12 protein-coding genes are annotated in these 17,948 nt (G+C 67.0%); 7 read left to right on the top strand and 5 right to left on the bottom strand.

Annotation, left to right across the window (positions count from 1 at the left end; genetic code table 11):
- Positions 1–133 precede the first annotated feature (133 nt).
- A complete protein-coding gene (locus P1L40_RS04615) occupies positions 134–1,483 on the bottom strand; it encodes a helix-turn-helix domain-containing protein (RefSeq protein WP_284010146.1) in 1,350 nt (449 codons plus the stop codon).
- A gap of 187 nt (positions 1,484–1,670) precedes the next feature.
- On the opposite strand from P1L40_RS04615, the gene P1L40_RS04610 reads away from it, so the two are divergent.
- Positions 1,671–2,627, top strand: a complete 957-nt coding sequence (locus P1L40_RS04610; RefSeq protein ID WP_284010145.1) for a hypothetical protein — start codon at positions 1,671–1,673, stop codon at positions 2,625–2,627.
- 122 nt (positions 2,628–2,749) lie between these two features.
- On the top strand, positions 2,750–3,661 hold the full coding sequence (locus P1L40_RS04605) for a hypothetical protein (RefSeq protein ID WP_284010144.1): 912 nt from the start codon (positions 2,750–2,752) through the stop codon (positions 3,659–3,661).
- On the opposite strand, the gene P1L40_RS04600 is transcribed toward P1L40_RS04605, so the two are convergent.
- Positions 3,597–4,148 carry a hypothetical protein gene (locus P1L40_RS04600; RefSeq protein ID WP_284010143.1) on the bottom strand — a complete coding sequence of 184 codons (552 nt, stop codon included), beginning with the start codon at positions 4,146–4,148 and terminating at the stop codon, positions 3,597–3,599. The genes P1L40_RS04605 and P1L40_RS04600 overlap by 65 nt on opposite strands.
- Before the next feature lie 187 nt (positions 4,149–4,335).
- Here P1L40_RS04600 and P1L40_RS04595 point away from each other — a divergent pair, with 187 nt between their 5' ends.
- Positions 4,336–5,631 (top strand): aryl-sulfate sulfotransferase, encoded by a 1,296-nt coding sequence (locus tag P1L40_RS04595; RefSeq protein ID WP_419181206.1) that lies wholly within the window; start codon positions 4,336–4,338, stop codon positions 5,629–5,631.
- 17 nt (positions 5,632–5,648) lie between these two features.
- Here the strand turns inward: P1L40_RS04595 and P1L40_RS04590 are convergent, their stop codons facing one another.
- A complete protein-coding gene (locus tag P1L40_RS04590; protein ID WP_284010141.1) occupies positions 5,649–7,163 on the bottom strand; it encodes a PAS domain-containing sensor histidine kinase in 1,515 nt (504 codons plus the stop codon).
- 247 nt (positions 7,164–7,410) lie between these two features.
- Between P1L40_RS04590 and P1L40_RS04585 the strand changes: the two genes are divergently transcribed.
- A complete protein-coding gene (locus P1L40_RS04585) occupies positions 7,411–9,945 on the top strand; it encodes a DNA topoisomerase I (RefSeq protein WP_284010140.1) in 2,535 nt (844 codons plus the stop codon).
- 264 nt (positions 9,946–10,209) lie between these two features.
- Here the strand turns inward: P1L40_RS04585 and gatB are convergent, their stop codons facing one another.
- The gene (gene gatB / locus P1L40_RS04580) at positions 10,210–11,724 is read right to left on the bottom strand and encodes an Asp-tRNA(Asn)/Glu-tRNA(Gln) amidotransferase subunit GatB (RefSeq protein WP_284010139.1); all 1,515 of its coding nucleotides are present in this window, start codon (positions 11,722–11,724) and stop codon (positions 10,210–10,212) included.
- Between the two features lie 155 nt (positions 11,725–11,879).
- Here gatB and P1L40_RS04575 point away from each other — a divergent pair, with 155 nt between their 5' ends.
- From P1L40_RS04575 to P1L40_RS04565, 3 genes are read left to right on the top strand one after another with little or no spacing between them, the layout of a single operon-like run.
- On the top strand, positions 11,880–12,188 hold the full coding sequence (locus tag P1L40_RS04575; protein ID WP_284010138.1) for a DUF7518 family protein: 309 nt from the start codon (positions 11,880–11,882) through the stop codon (positions 12,186–12,188).
- 18 nt (positions 12,189–12,206) lie between these two features.
- Entirely contained in the window at positions 12,207–15,788 is a 3,582-nt protein-coding gene (smc, locus tag P1L40_RS04570; protein ID WP_284010137.1) for a chromosome segregation protein SMC, read from the top strand.
- A 2-nt stretch (positions 15,789–15,790) separates the two neighbouring features.
- Entirely contained in the window at positions 15,791–16,726 is a 936-nt protein-coding gene (locus tag P1L40_RS04565; protein WP_284010136.1) for a segregation/condensation protein A, read from the top strand.
- Here P1L40_RS04565 and P1L40_RS04560 read toward each other — a convergent pair whose 3' ends face one another.
- Entirely contained in the window at positions 16,727–17,938 is a 1,212-nt protein-coding gene (locus P1L40_RS04560; protein WP_284010135.1) for a cation:proton antiporter, read from the bottom strand. It lies immediately after the preceding gene.
- Between the last annotated feature and the right edge of the window lie 10 nt (positions 17,939–17,948).

The raw sequence follows: 17,948 nt of genomic DNA, 5'->3' as shown, positions 1-17,948 counted from the left end.
GGTTGCCTGAGAGCATCCGGCGGCGAAGCCGCCGGTTCCCCGGACGCGAGGCATCGCCGAGCGTCCGGCCGTTTTTCCCCATGTTTTTGCGATGGGGGTCGCCAGTGGCGACCCCCGACGTAAAAAGTGGTTGCTAGTCACCGGGACTGGAACCGACGGCGGTCGAGTCGCCGCGGTCGCCGACGCGGGGTGTGATCGCCGCGGCGGCGGTCGGTGCAAGCGAGTTGACCACCGCGCGGCCGTCGCGCTCGCGCTCGACGAGCCCCGACTCCTGCAGGCGATCGAGGTGGTGGGTGACGGTACTGGGGTCTCGGTCGAGTTCGTCGGCCAGCGCCGACACCGAGGCGGGACCGACGGTGGCCAGCGCCCGGAGGACCGACTCGGTGGCGTCGTCGGCCAACGCGGCGGCGAGTTCGTCGGTGGGTTCGTCGCCGGGGAAGTACCGCCGTTTGCCCCGGATCTTCACCGGCGTGACGACCGCCTCGCGTTCGAGGACCTTCAGGTGGTAGCGGACGGTGCTCATCGAGGCGTCGCTGGCGTCGGCCAGTTCCGAGAGGTACGCGCCCGGGTTGTCCTCGATGGCCGACGCCAGGTCCGCACGAGTGTCGTGTTCGAGGGTGTCACCGGAGTGGAGCGCGTAGCCGGCGATACCGAGGACCCGCCAGAGCCGGTCCACGGCGTCGCGATAGGCCGTGCGGACGAGCGGGACGCCCGACTGGGCAACGCCGTGTGCGGCGCTTGGACTACCGCCCGTGGCCCCGACGTAGGCCCGGCCCGCCGCGCCGGCAGCGACGGTGGCACCGACGCCGACGGCGACGGTCTTCCCGTCCGGCGTCGGCATCTCGCCGCCGAGTCCCGGCGGGCCGGAGCCGTCCGGGCCGGCCGCCGAACCGTTGGCCTCACTGGAGGGGTTCCCGGCGGAGCGGTTGGGGCCCGGGGATTCCGGACCGGTCGCCCCGCGGGCCGCGCTGGCGTTCGACCGGGGCGTCTCCGGGGCCCGAGCAGGTGTTGACGGAGGAGCGCGAGCCGTCGCGTCGGCCGCTGCCTGTGCACTCGCGTTCAGGGACGCGTCCGCGGTCGTGTTCGTCGAGGCACGCACCGTCGTGTTCGCCGACACGTCAGCGGTCGTGTTCGAGACCGGCGAGAGCGCCGTCTCCGCGGACTGGTTGGCCGTCTCGACCGTCTCCTCGGGCGCTCGGGAGGTGTTCGTGAGCGTCCGGGAGGCGTCCGTCGTCGAATCCTCGTCGGTCGTCTCCGTCTTCTCGTCTGTCGTCTCGTCGACAGTCTCGGTCGTGTTTTCCGCCGTCTCCTCAACCACGCCAGTGGACGTGTCCCCGGTGTCGTTCGTGGCGACGACGCCGTCGGCCGCGACCTGTGTCGCCGCCACGCCGCCCTCGCCCGTGGTAGCCGCGGCTCCGAGCCCCGAGGCGAACACCAGACAGCAGACGAGCCCGACCGCGAGGGCGATGGTCGTTCGGCGCATCGGCGGTTCTATCTGCGGGCTAGTTTCCCAGAAGGACGCAAGTATCTTGTGCCCGAACGCGGATCTTTTATATACTCTTCCGGATTTCCGATCGGCGGGATAGAGAACTGCTGCTGGTCGAACACCTACCTTTGGACGGTTTTGTCAGAAACTCCTTTTAACAATCTCCCATCGATCCGAGTGGACGATGATCCGACGAACGACACTGACCGCGGTGATGGCAGTGCTGCTGGCCACCGCCGGGATCGCACCGGCTGCTGCGGCCAGCGGCGACGCGAGTAGTACAGCCAGCGAGTCACTGACCGTGACGGTCCACACGACCGAGAACGAGACCGTCGTGACCGTCGAAGCCGACGGTGAGGCCGTCTCGAACGCGTCCGTCGAGGTGGACACCGTCGGCGACGGCGAAGTCGCCGCCGAGGGCGAGTACGAGACCGACGCCGAGGGACAGCTCCGCGTCCCCACGCCCGAGACGACTACGGCCGGCGAGGTCGAGATCGAGAGCGATGCCGTCGACGCCGAGGGCGTCGTCACCCTCGCCGGGACGGACGCCGCCGAGCGGACGATGACGGTGACCGTCGACGTGGAGGCCGACTCCGAGGCCCGCGCGGCCGAGGACAACGAGACCGCTACCGACGAACAGCCCACGGCTGACGAGGAGCCCGAGAGCCCCGAGGATCGAGGCCAGAACCGGTCGAACGCTGACCGCTCCCCGAACGCCGGCGAGGGTAACGGCTTCGACGCCAGCGTCGTCATCGACATGGTCGTCGAACTGTTCGCCGGCGGCCCCGGCGAACCCGCTGAACCCGCAAACGAGAACGCACAGAACAACAGCGCGAGCGAACGCGGCCAGGGCAACGCCGACCAGTCCGACGGCGCTACCCGCGGTGAGGGCAACGGCAGCGCGGCCGCCAGCGCCCGGGCCAACGCAAACGCAAGCACCAACGCCGACGTGAACGCGACCGCCAACGTCGACGCCAACGCGGCTGTCCACGTCGACAGTGGCACAGACGAGGAGAGTGACACTGACGCAGACAGCGAGAGCGACGCGAACGCGCCCGTCGACTCGGACGCCGAGACGAACACGAGTGCAAAGGGTAACGCGTCCGCCAGCGGTGGCGCAAGCGGTATCCTCGGCCTGTAAGCAGCCCAATAGTCGACTCCGACAGTAGCGCCCCCTGACCCCGTCGCTCCCCCGCTTCGGCCCGCTCGTTTTCCGCACCGATCCGGCAGAAGGCCTTTACCGTCGCTTCTGGCAGTTCCGGTATGCCCTCTACCCCCTCCAGGAGAGCCCTTCTCGGCAGTCTCGCCGGCCTCTGTACCGGATTCAGTGGCTGCCTCGACGGCACGTTCCAGGCGCCCGAGACCGACGCGCCGGCCAGTACCGACGAGGCAGGGACGACGCCGACTCCCGTCACCAGTTCCGACGACGCCGAGCCCCGACTGGGCACCGTCTGGGTGACCGATAGCGTCGTCCACGTCGCCGCCGTCGACAGCCTCGTGGTCACCGGCGCGCCCGACGGCCACCAGTTCGTGTTCGCCGGTTACCGCGACGATAGCGACGTTCTTCCCGAACGGTTCGGGCTTCGGATCGACGGCGACCGGCGCGCGCCGGAGGAGCCGAAGGGGTCCTACGTCAGTTTCGACACCATCGCGCGGACGAGCGACCGGGTCGGCGACGGGGAGACAGTCACCGGATTCGTCGTCCCCGTGCGTGACACCGTCGAGCGGGCGACACTGACCTACGCCGGACGGCCGATGCGCGAACTCGACCGGCGGGCGCGCCGGCGGCTGACCGGCGACCCGACCTTCGCCGTCCGGGCGTTCTCGCTGCCGGATCGGCTCAGTCCGACCGAGCGACTCGTCGCCGATCTCACCGTCGCGAACGTCGGCAGTCGGGACGGGACGTTCCGAGCGACTGCACCGCAGTTCGCCGTCCTTCCAACCGTCGTCGAGCACGAGATTCCGGCCGGCGAGACGGCACAGTTCACGACCGCGATCACCTGGGGAGCGAGCGCGACACCGATGCAACGGTCGGTCGGGGAAGAACTGACGCTCACGCTGTCCTGGTCGGGCGGGACACGGACGGCGACGGTGTCCGTCGAGCCGACGGTTAGTTCTCGGCTGTCTCGCCGGCTTCGGCCTCGGTCGGACCGGTCTCGCCCCGGTCGGGGATGATCGCCGGGTCTCTCCACAGCAGCGTGACGAAGGCGGCGACGCCCAGGAATTCGACGGTCTTGATCGCCGATTCGACCGGTTCGGTGACGAAGTGGTCGGCGATCAGGAGGAGGAGGCTCCCACCGTGGTGGCCGGCGCCGCCGCCCGGTGCGTCGAAGCCGTTGACGAGGAACGCCCCGTGGCCGGTCGCGTGCCAGAACACCCACGCACCGATCGATCCCGCGAGCAGGACCATCCCGGCCAGGTAGCCGTTCCGGAGGCTGACGTACCGTCGAGTGACCAGATACGGGCCGGCGAGCAGTATCGCCGCGAACGCGACGAAGAAGAACGGCCGCGGGTCCGGCGGGAGCCCCCGCAGGAGGAACCCCTCGGCCGCCTGGAGGTAGATGATGCTCCGGGGCAGGCCCCACCAGAGGTGAAACGCCGCCGTCACGAACACCAGCGCCGCGGCGGTCGCACGGAGGCCGGTGACGAGCCGTCTGTCCATACCGGCGTTCGGACCCCAGGCGACAAGAGCCCATCGGAATCACGGGTACTGGGGGCGGTGTGCGGCCCGTCTCAAAAGGGTTAATCCGCGGGCTCCCCGACCGGGTGGTGTGCTCCCCGCCGATCGCTCCCGCGCGACCGTCGCACGCCTCCTCGCCGCGCTCCTCGTCGCCTCGCTGCTCGCGCCGATGGCCGTCAGCGCCGTGACTGCCGACGGCGAGCAGGCGACGACCCTCCAGCGCGGAACCGTCACTGCGCCGGCCAACGGCACCACCGTCGTCAGCACGCAGGGCTACACTTTCCGCGGGAACACGAACCCGAAGAAGCCCGCTCGGCTGGTCGCCGTCGACGAACGCGCCCGCCACGAGTGGACCTACACGAGCAGACAGGGGACCGACGCGTGGTTCTTCGATGTCGACCCGCTCCCGAACGGGAACCTGCTCGTCGTCTCGCCGCGTGAGGGCAAGACCCTCGTGTACGAACTCGACCCGGCGACCAAAGAGCGAGAATGGGAGCAGTTGCTCCCGTACGAGGACACCCACGACATCGACATGCTGAACGACACCGCGCTGGCGATCTCGCACATGCGCGGGTGGAACGAGAGTCGCGGCGTCTCGACCGACGAGCTACTCGTCTACAACCTGACGACCGAGCGCGTGACCTGGCGGTGGCGCTACCGCAACCACTACCCGGACAGCACCGACGGCGGGCAAGACCGGGACTGGACACACAGCAACGACATCGACCCCGTCGGTGACGACCAGTTCCTGGCCTCGCCGCGGAACTTCGATCAGGTCATCCTCGTCAACCGGACGACCAAGGAGATCGACCTCCGTCTGGGCGAGGACGACAACTACGAGATCCTCAACGAGCAACACAACCCCGACTTCCTGCGCGGCGAGGACGGCACGCCGACGATCCTGGTCGCCGACAGCCACAACGACCGCGTCGTCGAGTACGCCTACACGGACGGGACCTGGACCCGGACCTGGGAGGTCGGGACCGGCCAGCTGAACTGGCCCCGTGACGCCGACCGGCTCCCCAACGGCAACACACTCATCACGGACACGCTGAACCACCGCGTCATCGAGGTGACGCCGACCGGCGAGGTCGTCTGGGAGTACTACGCCACCTGGGGGCCATACGACGCCGAACGGGTCGCTCACGGTGACGGCTCGACGGGACCGACGATCCGCGAACAGAACGCGACCGGGAGCTACGAACTCACGGGCAGTGCGGGTCTGAGGGCCGGCGAGAACGCCACCGCGTCGGTCGATACGTTCATCGAGGCGACGTTCGCGGGGACGCCGCTGGCGGGCGCGGCCGAGGGCGTCGGCGCGCTCTGGGGCCACTACACCCCCTGGCTGCGCCCGGTCTGGATGAGCGGCTGGGACCTCTTCTACGCGTTGCTGGCCGCGCTCGTCCTGCTCGGCTGGACAGTCGCCGAAGGCGTCAGCGTCGGCCGACGGCGGCTGGGGCGGTAGTGACCGCTGCTCGGTGTCTAACTGCCGACGAAATCGACACCGCCGATCTCGAACCGCGCACCACCCGCCGCCGATTCGGCCGCTGAGACCTGCCAGTCGTGGGCCGAGGCGATGTCTTTGACGATGTTCAGGCCGAACCCGGTCCCTTCGTTCTGTGTCGTGTAGCCCGGCTCGAAGACCTGGTCCCGCTCGCCCGTCGGGATACCGACACCGTCGTCCGCGACGTAGAAGCCGGGTTCGTCGTCGAGTAGCCCGACCTCGACTCGCGTCGCGCTCTCACCGTGTTCGGCCGCGTTCCGAAAGAGGTTCTCGAACACCTGCCGGAGCCGACCTGGGTCCGCCAGCACCGTGGCGTCGTCGGCCGTAACCGTGATCTCCACGTTCGTCGGATCGACGGTTTTCCACGCCGTCCGGGCGGGCTCTGGCAGTCGAACTTCCGATGTCTCCTTGACCTTCTGTCCGTCGCGGGCCAGTGTGAGCATATCGTCGATGAGTCGCTCCATCTGGTCGAGCGAGCGCTCGATGGGCGGGAGATGCTCGCTGTCCGTCTCCGATTTCAGTAACTCGATACGGGCAGTCGCCGTGTTGAGCGGGTTCCGGAGGTCGTGTGAGACGACCTGTGCGAACTCGTCGAGGCGATCCCGCTCCCGCAGGACCTGCTCTGCCGCCTGGTTTCGCTCCAGTTCGTAGCCCAGCCAGCGGGTGAGCAGTTCGACGAACGTCCGCTGGGTGTCGGTGAACCCCTCGTCGTGGGCCCTCGTATCGGCGAAACAGAGCGTGCCGTACAGCTCCCCGTCGACGGTCAGTCGGCCGCCGATGTACGTCTCGAACTCGAACCGATCGTAGGCCGGATCGTCGTTCCACCCCTCGTCCGAGGCGTTGACGACGGTCATCAGTTCGTCGAGTTCGATCGTCCGCTTGCAGTAGGCCTCGTCGAGGGGACAGGAACTGCCCTCCTGAACCTCCGGGTGTGTCGCCGCCGAGTGGACGATGTACTGTTCGCCCTGTTCGATCCTCGTGACGAACCCGTTCGGGAGGTCGAGGAACTCACACCCCAGCGCGAGCAGGTCGTTCGTCTTCGTGTCGAAATCCGTGGACCCGTCGGAGGAGATTGAGTAGAGTTGCTGGAGCGCGTACAGGCTGTCCTGTCGTTCCTGTGCGAGTTCCTTGTACGCTGAGATATCACGAAAGTACACCGACAGCCCGGAGTCGGAGGGAAACACCCGGACTTCGAACCACGCATCGACGAGCGCGTAGTACGTCTCGAACGTCACCGGCTCCTGTGTCACCATCGACTCGGTGAACTTCTCGAAGAACACGCTCTCCCGTGAGTCCGGGACAGAATCCCAGAGGTTCATCCCTTCGATGTCGTCGATATCGTCGGCCACGCTTTTCCGGAGGATCGCCTGGCCCTTCGCGTTCGCGTAGGTGAGACACCACGAGTCGTCCAGCGCCAGAAAGCCGTCGCCCATCCGGTCGAGAATCGTCCCCGGATCGGCATAGTCAGCCTGCACGGGAGAACCGTCGGTCATACGTAACACCGTGGGTGGCGATGGATAGTACTGCCGATGTCTGTCGTGTTACGTCCTCACAGCCCAGTATTCGCGATCCGGTGTCGTCCCCGGGACCGCCGAAGGGCGACCGTTGATAATCCTCGTCGCACGCGAGCGCGAGCGGCCGTGTACGCCGCGCACACCCGCGCTGTCTGCCGGTTTCGGCGAAACACTTTAGAACTCGTCCGGGCCTATCGGGACCAATGACAATCGAAGGTGGTGTCCGATGGAGCTGATAATCACCGAGAAGGACAACGCCGCACGCCGTATCGCCGAAATCCTCTCGGAGGGGAGCGCCGACAGCGAGCGGCGAAACGGCGTCAACGTCTACCGCTGGGGCGACAAGCGCGTCGTCGGCCTCTCGGGCCACGTCGTCGGCGTCGACTTCCCGCCCGAGTACAACGACTGGCGCGACGTGGAACCGGTCGAACTCATCTCCGCCGACGTGACCAAGGAGCCGACCCAGGAGAACATCGTCACGACGCTCAAACAGCTCGCCCGCCGCGCCGACGAGGCCGTCATCGCGACCGACTACGACCGCGAGGGGGAACTCATCGGCAAGGAGGCGTACGAACTCATCCGCGAGGAGACCGACATCCCCGTGAGCCGGGTCCGTTTCTCCTCGATCACCGACCGGGAGGTGCGCGAAGCCTTCGCCGACCCCGACGAGATCGACTTCGATCTGGCCGCGGCCGGCGAGGCGCGTCAGATCATCGACCTCGTGTGGGGGGCCGCGCTCACCCGCTTTCTCTCGCTGTCGGCCCGGCAACTGGGCGACGACTTCATCTCCGTTGGCCGGGTCCAGTCGCCGACGCTGAAACTCATCGTCGACCGCGAGCGCGAGATCCAGGCGTTCGACCCCGAGGACTACTGGGAGCTGTTCGCCGACCTCCAGAAGGACAGCGTCACCTTCGAAGCACAGTACTTCTACGACGACGACGGCACCGAGGCCGAACGCGTCTGGGACGAAGCCGACGCCGAGGCGGCATACGAGGACCTCCGGAGTACCGACGCCGCGACGGTCACGAGCGTCCGCCGGCGGACCAGAACAGACAGCCCACCGACGCCGTTCAACACGACCGCGTTCATCTCGGCGGCCGGCTCGCTGGGCTACTCGGCACAGCGAGCCATGTCCATCGCGGAGGAGCTCTACACCGCCGGCTACGCCACCTACCCCCGAACCGACAACACGGTCTACCCGGAGGATCTCGACCCCGACGCGCTGCTGGACGAGTTCGTCGGCTCCGCGTTCGGTGAGGACGCCGAGTCACTGCTCGAACAGGACGACATCGCCCCGACGGGGGGCGACGAGGAGACGACCGACCACCCGCCGATCCACCCCACGGGGGAGCTGCCCTCGAAGGCAGACCTCTCGGAAGACGAGTGGGAGATCTACGAACTGATCGTTCGGCGGTTCTTCGCGACCGTGGCCGAGGCCGCGACCTGGGAGCACCTGCGCGTCGTCGCCGAAGCCGCCGGTCGCTCGCTGAAGGCCAACGGCAAGCGCCTGGTCGACCCGGGCTACCACGCCGTCTACCCGTACTCCAGCGCCAGCGAGAACCACGTCCCCGATGTCGAGGAGGGCGAGGAGTTGGCGATGCCCGAGGTCCGGATCGAGGCCAAACAGACCCAGCCACCGCGTCGCTACGGCCAGTCGCGGCTCATCCAGACCATGGAGGACCTGGGGGTCGGGACCAAATCGACCCGCCACAACACCCTCGAAAAACTGTACGACCGGGGGTACATCGAGGGCGATCCGCCCCGACCGACCACGCTCGCGATGGCCGTCGTCGAGGCCGCCGAGGAGTTCGCCGACCACGTCGTCAGCGAGGAGATGACGGCCCAACTGGAGGCTGATATGACCCGCATCGCCAACGGCGAGGCGACGCTGGACGACGTGACCGACGAGTCCCGCGAGATGCTCGACCGGGTCTTCGAGGAACTGCGCGACTCCCGGGAGGACATCGGCGACCACCTCCAGGAGTCCCTGAAAGCCGACAAGACCCTGGGCCCGTGTCCGGAGTGTGGCGAGGACCTGCTCGTCCGGCGCTCCCGCCAGGGCTCGTACTTCGTCGGCTGTGACGGCTTCCCGGAGTGTCGGCACACGCTCCCGCTGCCCTCGACCGGCGAACCGCTCGTGTTAGAGGAGCGCTGTGAGGACCACGACATGCACCACGTGAAGATGCTGGCCGGTCGTGACACGTTCGTCCACGGCTGCCCCCGCTGTGAGGCCGAAGCCGCCGACGAGAGCGAGGACGAGGTGATCGGCCCGTGTCCCGAGTGTGGCGTTGCTCCACCGGAGCAACGATCCGAAGGCGGCGAAGCCGCCGAAGGGAGCGACGACGAGGAAGGCGGCGAACTCGCCATCAAACACCTCCGCTCTGGCTCGCGGCTGGTGGGCTGTACGCGCTACCCCGACTGTGACTACTCGCTGCCGCTGCCCCGCAACGGCGACATCGAGGTCACCGACAGCTACTGCGAGGAGCACGACCTGCCCGAACTCGTGATCGACCCCGACAGCGACGACCCCTGGGAGCTTGGCTGTCCCATCTGTAACTACGAGGAGTACAAGGCCCGCAACGCCGTCGAGGATCTGGAGGACCTGAACGGCATCGGCTCGGCGACAGCCGAGAAACTCGAAGCAGCCGGCGTCGCCGATCTGGACTCGCTCCGGGACGCCGACTCCGACACCGTCGCCACCGAGGTCCAGGGTGTCAGCGAGAGCCAGGTCCGGGAGTGGCAGGCCCAGCTCGACGACTAGCGACCACCTTTTACGTCGGGGTCGCCGGTGGCGACCCCCATCGCAAAAACATGGGGAAAAACGGCCGGACGCTCGGCGATGCCTCGCGTCCGGGGAACCGGCGGCTTCGCCGCCGGATGCTCTCAGGCAACCCCTGCCCTACCCCGGGTTCTCGCGGTTACACCGCGAGGTTCGGGAGACCAGTGGTCTCCCGGCACGCGCGACGCAGTGCGCTCCCGGCCACCGCAACCGCGACAGCTACCGCCACAGCAACCCGTTCTCGCCTCAGTCTTCCAGTTCGGCCCGCAGTCGCTCGTTCACGTCGCCGGGGTCGGCGCTCCCGCCGGTCTTTTGCATCACCTGGCCGACGAGGAAGTTGATCGCGCCGCCCTCGCCGGCGTGGAAGTCCTCGACGGCGTCGGGGTTCTCCTCGATCGCCGCCTCGACGGCCTGCTGGATCTCGTCGCCGGAGGTCTTGCCCAGGTCCTCCCGCTCGACGATAGCGTCGGGGTCGTCGTCCTCGTCGAGCATCTCACGCAGGACGGTCTCGCGGGCGTTCTTGGCGGTGATCTCGTCGGTCGCGACGAGTTCGACGAGCCGCATCACCTCGTCGAAGCGGTCGTCGATGTCGGTGATCGACATGTCGCGGTAGTTCAGTTCCCCGAGGAGGTTGTCGGCGACCCAGGTCGCCGCCAGGTCGGCGTCGAACCGCTCGGCGACGTTCTCGAAGAAGTCCGCGACCTGTTTCGTCGAGGTGAGCTTCGAGGCTGCCTCGTCGCTGAGGCCGTACTCAGCGACGAACCGCTCGCGGCGGGCGTCCGGGAGTTCCGGGATCGAGAGTTCGTCTTTCCAGTGGTCGACCTGTAGCGGCGGGAGGTCGGCCTCCCGGAAGTACCGGTAGTCCTTCTCTTCTTCCTTCGAGCGCATCGAGACCGTGTTGCCGTGAGTCTCGTTGAAGTGGCGGGTCTCCTGTTCGACGGCGCGACCGGACTGGATGAGCTTCCGCTGACGGGAGGCCTCGAAGGAAAGCGCCTGCTCGGCGCCCTTGTGACTGGAGATGTTCTTGACCTCGGTGCGGTTGGCGTCTTCGAGGACTGACTCGTCAATGTCGCCCTCGTCGCCGACCTCGCTCGCGTCGACCATCGAAAGGTTCGCGTCGATGCGGAGGCTACCGTCCCGGCCGGGGTCGAACACGCCCAGATACTCCAGGACTTCCTCCAGTTTCTCCAGGAACGCCCGGACTTCGCCGGGCGCCCGGAAGTCCGGTTCGGTGACGATCTCCATCAGCGGCGTGCCGGCGCGGTTGTAGTCGATCAGCGTGTAGTCGGCGCGCTCGATCGAACAGGTCCGGGACTCCAGCGGGCCGGTCCCCTCCCGGACGTGTTTGATCGACCCGGGGTCCTCTTCGAGGTGCGCCCGGCGGATGTCGACGGCGCGGCGCTCGCCCTCGACGGTGAAGGAGAGCTCCCCGTCCTGGCAGATCGGGGCGTCGTACTGCGTGATCTGGAAGTTCTTGGGCAGGTCGGGGTAGTAGTAGTTCTTCCGGTGGAAGGTGGTCTCCTCGGGCACGTCGGCGTCGATGGCCTTCCCGATCTTGACGGCGGCCTCGACGGCGCCCTCGTTGACGACCGGCAGGGCGCCCGGCAGGCCGAGACAGACCGGGCAGGTGTGTGTGTTTGGCTCGTCGGTCGGCGCGGTCGAGCAGCCACAGAAGATTTTCGTCTCCGTCTCCAGCTGGACGTGGACCTCCAGCCCGATGACGGCCGCGAGTTCGCGGGACTCGGCGGCTTGTGCAGTCATTACACGGCGTTCGATGGGAGATGGCTAAAGGCTAACGACCACGCGCGGACGGGTACCGAGTCGTCGTCTCCGTCCGAGGGCTGGTCCGAAAGCTATCAGAATCCATGATATTGTCTGACGTAGGTATAAGTGTCCAGGCCGGAACGTGTATCGATATGAGCGACAACCGCGTCGCGGAACTGGAAGCGCGCGTCCAGGAACTGGAAGCATCCGTCGAAGGACTCACGGACGAACTCGTCGAGTGCAAGGTCCGCCTTCGCGAGATGGAGAACGCCGTCGACGGCGAAGTCGGCCCGATCGCCAGCCAGCAGGACGACGTGGCGACCGATGTCGACGCGGAGTTCGACGGGGAGGCCGACACAACTAACACCGAGGCCCCCGAGGAACCGGCAGAGGAGGGAGCCGAGGTGCCCGCCGACGCCGAGTCCACCGAGGAGTCCGAGTCGGACATCATCGTCGCGTAGGGACCCGGCCCACACCGCATGCACATCAAAGAGCTCGTTCTGGATAACTTCAAGAGCTTCGGGCGAAAGACCCGGATCCCGTTTTACGACGACTTCACGACGATCAGCGGTCCGAACGGCTCGGGCAAGTCGAACATCATCGACGCCGTCCTCTTCACACTGGGCCTGGCCCGCACGTCGGGCATCCGGGCCGAGAAACTGACTGATCTCATCTACAACCCCGGTCACGCCGACGAAGACGCCGAGGTTTCGGGTGAGCGCCAGGCCAGTTGCGAGGTGATCCTCGCCAACGACGACCGGACGCTCGACCGCTCGCAGGTCGTCAACGCCGCCGGAACAGAGGACGTAGGGGATGTCGACGAAATCGCGATCAAGCGCCGAGTCAAACAGACCGAGGACAACTACTACTCCTACTACTACATCAACGGTCGCTCGGTGAACCTCTCCGATATCCAGGACCTGCTCGCACAGGCTGGCGTCACGCCGGAGGGGTACAACGTCGTCATGCAGGGCGACGTGACCGAGATCATCAACATGACCGCCGGCTCCCGCCGGGAGATAATCGACGAGATCGCGGGCGTCTCCCAGTTCGACGCGAAGAAAGAAGACGCGTTCGAGGAGTTGGAGGTCGTCCAGGAACGGATCGACGAGGCCGAGCTCCGGATCGAGGAGAAGCAAGACCGGCTGGACCAGCTCGAAGACGAACGCGAGACGGCCCTCGAGTACCAGTCGCTGCGCGGGGAGAAAGAGGAGTACGAGGGCTACCGGAAGGCCGCCGAACTCGAAGACAAACGCGCGGAACTGGACGCAGTCGAGGACGACATCGACGACCTGGAAGCGGAACTCGCGGAGCTACAGACCGAACTCGACGAGCGCCAGGGGAAGGTCGTCCGGCTGGAGGACGAACTCCACGAGTTGAACCAGGAGATCGAACGCAAGGGCGAGGACGAACAGCTCGCCATCAAACGCGACATCGAGGAGATCAAAGGCGACATCTCCCGGTTCGAGGACAAGATCGAGGCCGCCGACGACGCCGTCGAGGAGGCGGAAAACGAGCGCCGCCAGGCGTTCGTCCAGATCGACCGCAAGCAGGAGACCATCGACGATCTGGAGAGTGAGATCCGCGAGACGAAAGTCGAACAGTCAAACGTCAAGGCCGACATCGCGCAGAAAGAGAGCGAACTGGCCGACGTACAGGAGCAGATCGACGCCGTCGGCGAGGAGTTCGAGGAGGTCAAAGACGAACTCGAATCGAAACGGGATCGTCTGGAGACGCTCAAGAGCGAGCACAACGACCTCCAGCGCGAGCAGGACCGCCTGCTCGACGAGGCCCGCCGGCGCTCCAACGAGGAAGACGAGAAACGGACCCAGATCGAGGAGTGCGAGGCGCGCATCCCCGAACTGGAGGCCGACATCGAGGACCTGGAGACCGAACTGGAGAAGGCCCGAAAGAACAAGGCGACCATCGGCGACGTGGTCGACGACCTCCGCGCGGAGAAGCGGGAACTCCAGTCGGACCTGGACGAACTGGAAGACGAGATCAGCGCCAAACAACAGGAGTACGCCGAACTCGAAGCCAAGGCCGGCCAGGATGGCGACTCCTCGTACGGCCGTGCGGTGACGACGATTCTGAACAACGACTTCGGGGGCGTCCACGGCACCGTCGGGCAACTCGGTGGCGTCAACCCCGAGTACGCCACGGCCTGTGAGACGGCCGCCGGCGGCCGCCTGGCACACGTCGTCGTCGACGATGACGGCGTCGGCCAGCAGTGTATCGACTACCTGAAATCGCGCAACGCCGGCCGGGCGACGTTCCTGCCGATCACGAAGATGCAACGGCGCTCGCTGCCGTCGCTGCCCAGCCACGACGGCGTCGTCGACTTCGCGTACAACCTCGTCGACTTCGACTCGGAGTACGCTGGCATCTTCGCGTACGTCCTGGGCGACACCGTCATCGTCGACGACATGGACACCGCCCGGGACCTCATCGGGGACTTCCGGATGGTCACGCTGGAAGGTGACCTCGTCGAGAAGAGCGGCGCGATGACCGGCGGTTCCTCGTCGGGGACGCGCTACTCCTTCTCCGGGGGCGCCGGCAAACTGGAGCGGGTCGCACAGCGAATCACCGACCTGGAGGAAGAACGCGAGAGCGTCCGGAGCGACCTCCGGGATGTCGAGGAGCGTCTGGACGACGCCCGGGACCGCGAATCGGACGCGACCGAACAGGTCCGTGACATCGAGGCCCAGATCGAGCGCAAGCAGGAAGCACTCGACGACACGGAGGACCGCATCGCCGAACTCGACGAGGAACTGGCCGAGATCGCGGCCGAACGGGCGAACGTCGCCGACGAGATGGACGAACTGGAGGCCGAGATCGAGACCAAAGACGAGGCGATCGCCGCCGTCGAGGGCGAGATCGACGACCTCGAAGCGGAGGTCGAGGACTCCGAACTGCCGGCACTGACCGACGAGCGGGAGGCGATCAGGGCCGAGATCGACGACCTGGAAGATCGGCTCGACGATCTGGAGGGCACCCGCAACGAACTCCAACTGGAGAAACAGTACGCCGAGGACGCCGTCGAGGACCTCCACGACGACATCGAGGCCGCACAGAACCGCAAGGCCGAGCAGGAAGAACGGATCGAGGAGTTCGAGGCACAGGTCACAGAGAAGCGAGAACTGAAAGCCGAGAAAGAGGAGAAGATCGCGGACCTCGAAGAAGAGCTGGCCGACCTCAAGGCCGACCGCGAGGACCTGCGCGAGGACCTCTCGGCGGCAAAGGAGGCCCGCGACGAGCAACAGGCCGCGGTCAGCGATGTCGAGCGCGACCTCGACGACGCACGCGAGGACCGCGAGCGGCTCGACTGGGAGATCGACGAGCTCGAATCCCAGGTCGGGGACTACGACCCCGAGGATGTCCCCGACCACGACACCGTCGAGGCCGAGATCGAGCGCCTCGTCGGCGAGATGGAGGCGCTGGAACCGGTCAACATGCGCGCCATCGACGAGTACGACGACGTGGCCGACGACCTGGCCGATCTGGAGGACAAACGCGAGACGTTAGTCGAGGAGGCCGACGGTATCCGCGATCGCATCGACACGTACGAAGCACGGAAGAAAGAGACGTTCATGGAGGCGTTCGACGCCATCAACGAGCAGTTCGAGGAGATCTTCGAGCGGCTCTCGAACGGCACCGGCCACCTCCACTTAGAGAACGAGGACGACCCCTTCGAGGGCGGTCTGACCATGAAGGCCCAGCCCGGCGACAAGCCGATCCAGCGGCTCAACGCCATGTCCGGCGGGGAGAAGTCCCTGACGGCGCTCGCGTTCATCTTCGCCATCCAGCGGCACAACCCGGCGCCGTTCTACGCGCTGGACGAGGTCGACGCCTTCCTCGACGCGGCCAACGCCGAACTGGTCGGCGAACTCGTCGACGAACTCGCCGGCGACGCACAGTTCGTCGTCGTCTCGCACCGCTCGGCGCTGCTGGAGCGCTCGGAACGAGCCATCGGCGTGATGATGCAGGGCGACAACGTCTCGGCGGTCACCGGGATCGACCTCTCGGGCGACGGCACGGAGGAGGCACCAGCCGACGACTGATCATGACAGACGACGATATCCCCCTGGACATCGCCGGCCACGAAGATCGAACCCCTCCCGACAGCGCCCGGGCCGACGACCCGTTCGCCGACGAGGCCGGCGCGGACCCGCCCGACACCGACCAACCGACCGACGACGACGCGGCCAGTGACGCGAACGACGAGACGGTCGAACCCGTCGAGGTGATCGTCCAGTTGGCCGACGACGGGGAGATCGACCCCTGGGACATCGACGTGGTGGAGGTCACCGACAAGTTCCTCGACCACATCGACGACGCGGACCTGCGCACCTCCGGGCGGGTGCTGTTCTACGCGTCCGTGCTGATCCGGATGAAAAGCGACGCGATGCTCGGCGAGGACGAGGACGCGGAGCCGGCAGAGCCCTGGGAGCAGGCGATGACCGAGGACGCCCCCATCGAGGACCCCGACCCCTTCAGTGCCCTGGAGTCGGAGATGGACCGGCGACTCGAACGCCGGCGCGCTCGCGGGATGCCCCAGACGCTGGACGAACTCGTCCGCGATCTGCGGGAGGCCGAACGGGACTCGTGGTGGAAAGAGTCCCGCGAGTACGACACCAGCGACTCCCCCAGCGGCTACGACCGCGGGACACAGGAACTGGACTACCGCACGGCCGACGACTTCCGGATGGACGAGGAGCCGACCGCCGCCGATGTCACCGACACGGCTCACGCCGAGGACATGGACGCGATCATCGAGGACGTTCACGCCGCCGTCCGGGAGCACTACGAGCAGGGCCGTGAGGAAGTCCTGTACCGGGAGGTCAGCGACGCCGGCGGGACCCGCGTCGAGACGTTTCTGGGCTTGCTCTTTCTGGCCCACCGCGGACAGGTCCGCCTCCAGCAGGACGACCTCTTTGGCGACCTCTGGATCCAGGACCCAAACGCCGCGCTCGGCTCCGAAGAGGCCGTCGCGGACTGATCACTCCGTCCCGAGACGCGCCTCGACCGCCGTCTCGATGGGCGCCGCGTACTGCATCAACAGCGTGCCGAGGATACTCATCACGAGGACGTAGCCGACGGCGAAGGCGTACACCGACTCCGCGGTCGCGGCAGTTAGCGAGGTGCCGGCGCCGGTCAGCGCCACGGCGGCGATGATCAGCGAGAACTCCCCGCGGGTGACCATCCCGAGTCCGACCCGGGTCGAGCGCCGCGGGCTGAGGCCGTAGACGCGCCCGCCGAGGTAGCCCGAGATGGCTTTCGTCGGGACCGAGACGACCGCCGCGACCGCGACCAGGCCAGCGACGCCGGCCACCAGCACCGGGTCGGTCTCGACGCCGATCCAGAAGAAGAAGACGGCCGCGAACGTGTCCCGGATGGGTTCGAGGAGTTCCTCCAGTTCCTGGACGTGGCTGGTGGAGGCGAAGGCCATCCCGACGAAGAAGGCGGCGACGGCCTCGCTGACGCCGAGGGCCAGTGCGGCGCCGGCCACGAGGACGGTGATCCCGATCGCTCGGAGGACGGTGAACTCCCGGGACGTGGTCGCCAGCGACCGCTCGAACCAGGCGGTCCCGAGATAGACCACGAGCACGAGCACGAGGATGAACCCGACGGCGATGCCGACCGAGGTGGCGGTCTCCGTGATGTTGTCTCCGCCGGCGACGAGCGCCGCGGCGACGGTCAGGTAGACGGCGATCACGAGGTCCTCGAAGACGAGCGTCCCCAGTAGCGGGTCGGCCTCCTCGTTGGCAATCCAGCCGAGGTCGATGAGCGACTTCGTGATGATCGCCGACGAGGAGATGTAGACGATGCCGGCGACCAGCAGGGCCGCCAGCGGATCGCCAAACAGCACGAAGCCGAGCAGGAGCCCCGCGGCGAAGTTGACCACGAAGTCGATGGTACCGGCCCGAACGATCCGGTCCCGGCTCTCGACGAGTCGGCTCGGGTTGAACTCCAGGCCGAGGAAAAAGAGGAGGAAGACGATCCCCAGCTCGGCACCGATCTCGACGAACTCGGTCGACTCGACCGACGGCAGCGGGTAGCCGCCCAGCGAGAACTGGCCGGCGACCGACGGCGAGAGCATCATCCCGACGACGATGTAGAACGGGATGACCGACTTGTCCAGCCGCGTCGAGAGGACGCCGGCGACAGCGATGGCCGCGAACATCACGCCGACTTCCAGCAGATCTGCCACGACTCGTCAC

It is taken from the genome of Haloarcula pelagica (genome assembly GCF_030127105.1).
GTDB classification, from domain to species: Archaea; Halobacteriota; Halobacteria; order Halobacteriales; family Haloarculaceae; genus Haloarcula; species Haloarcula pelagica.
This window is presented reverse-complemented; position numbering and strand designations above follow the sequence as displayed.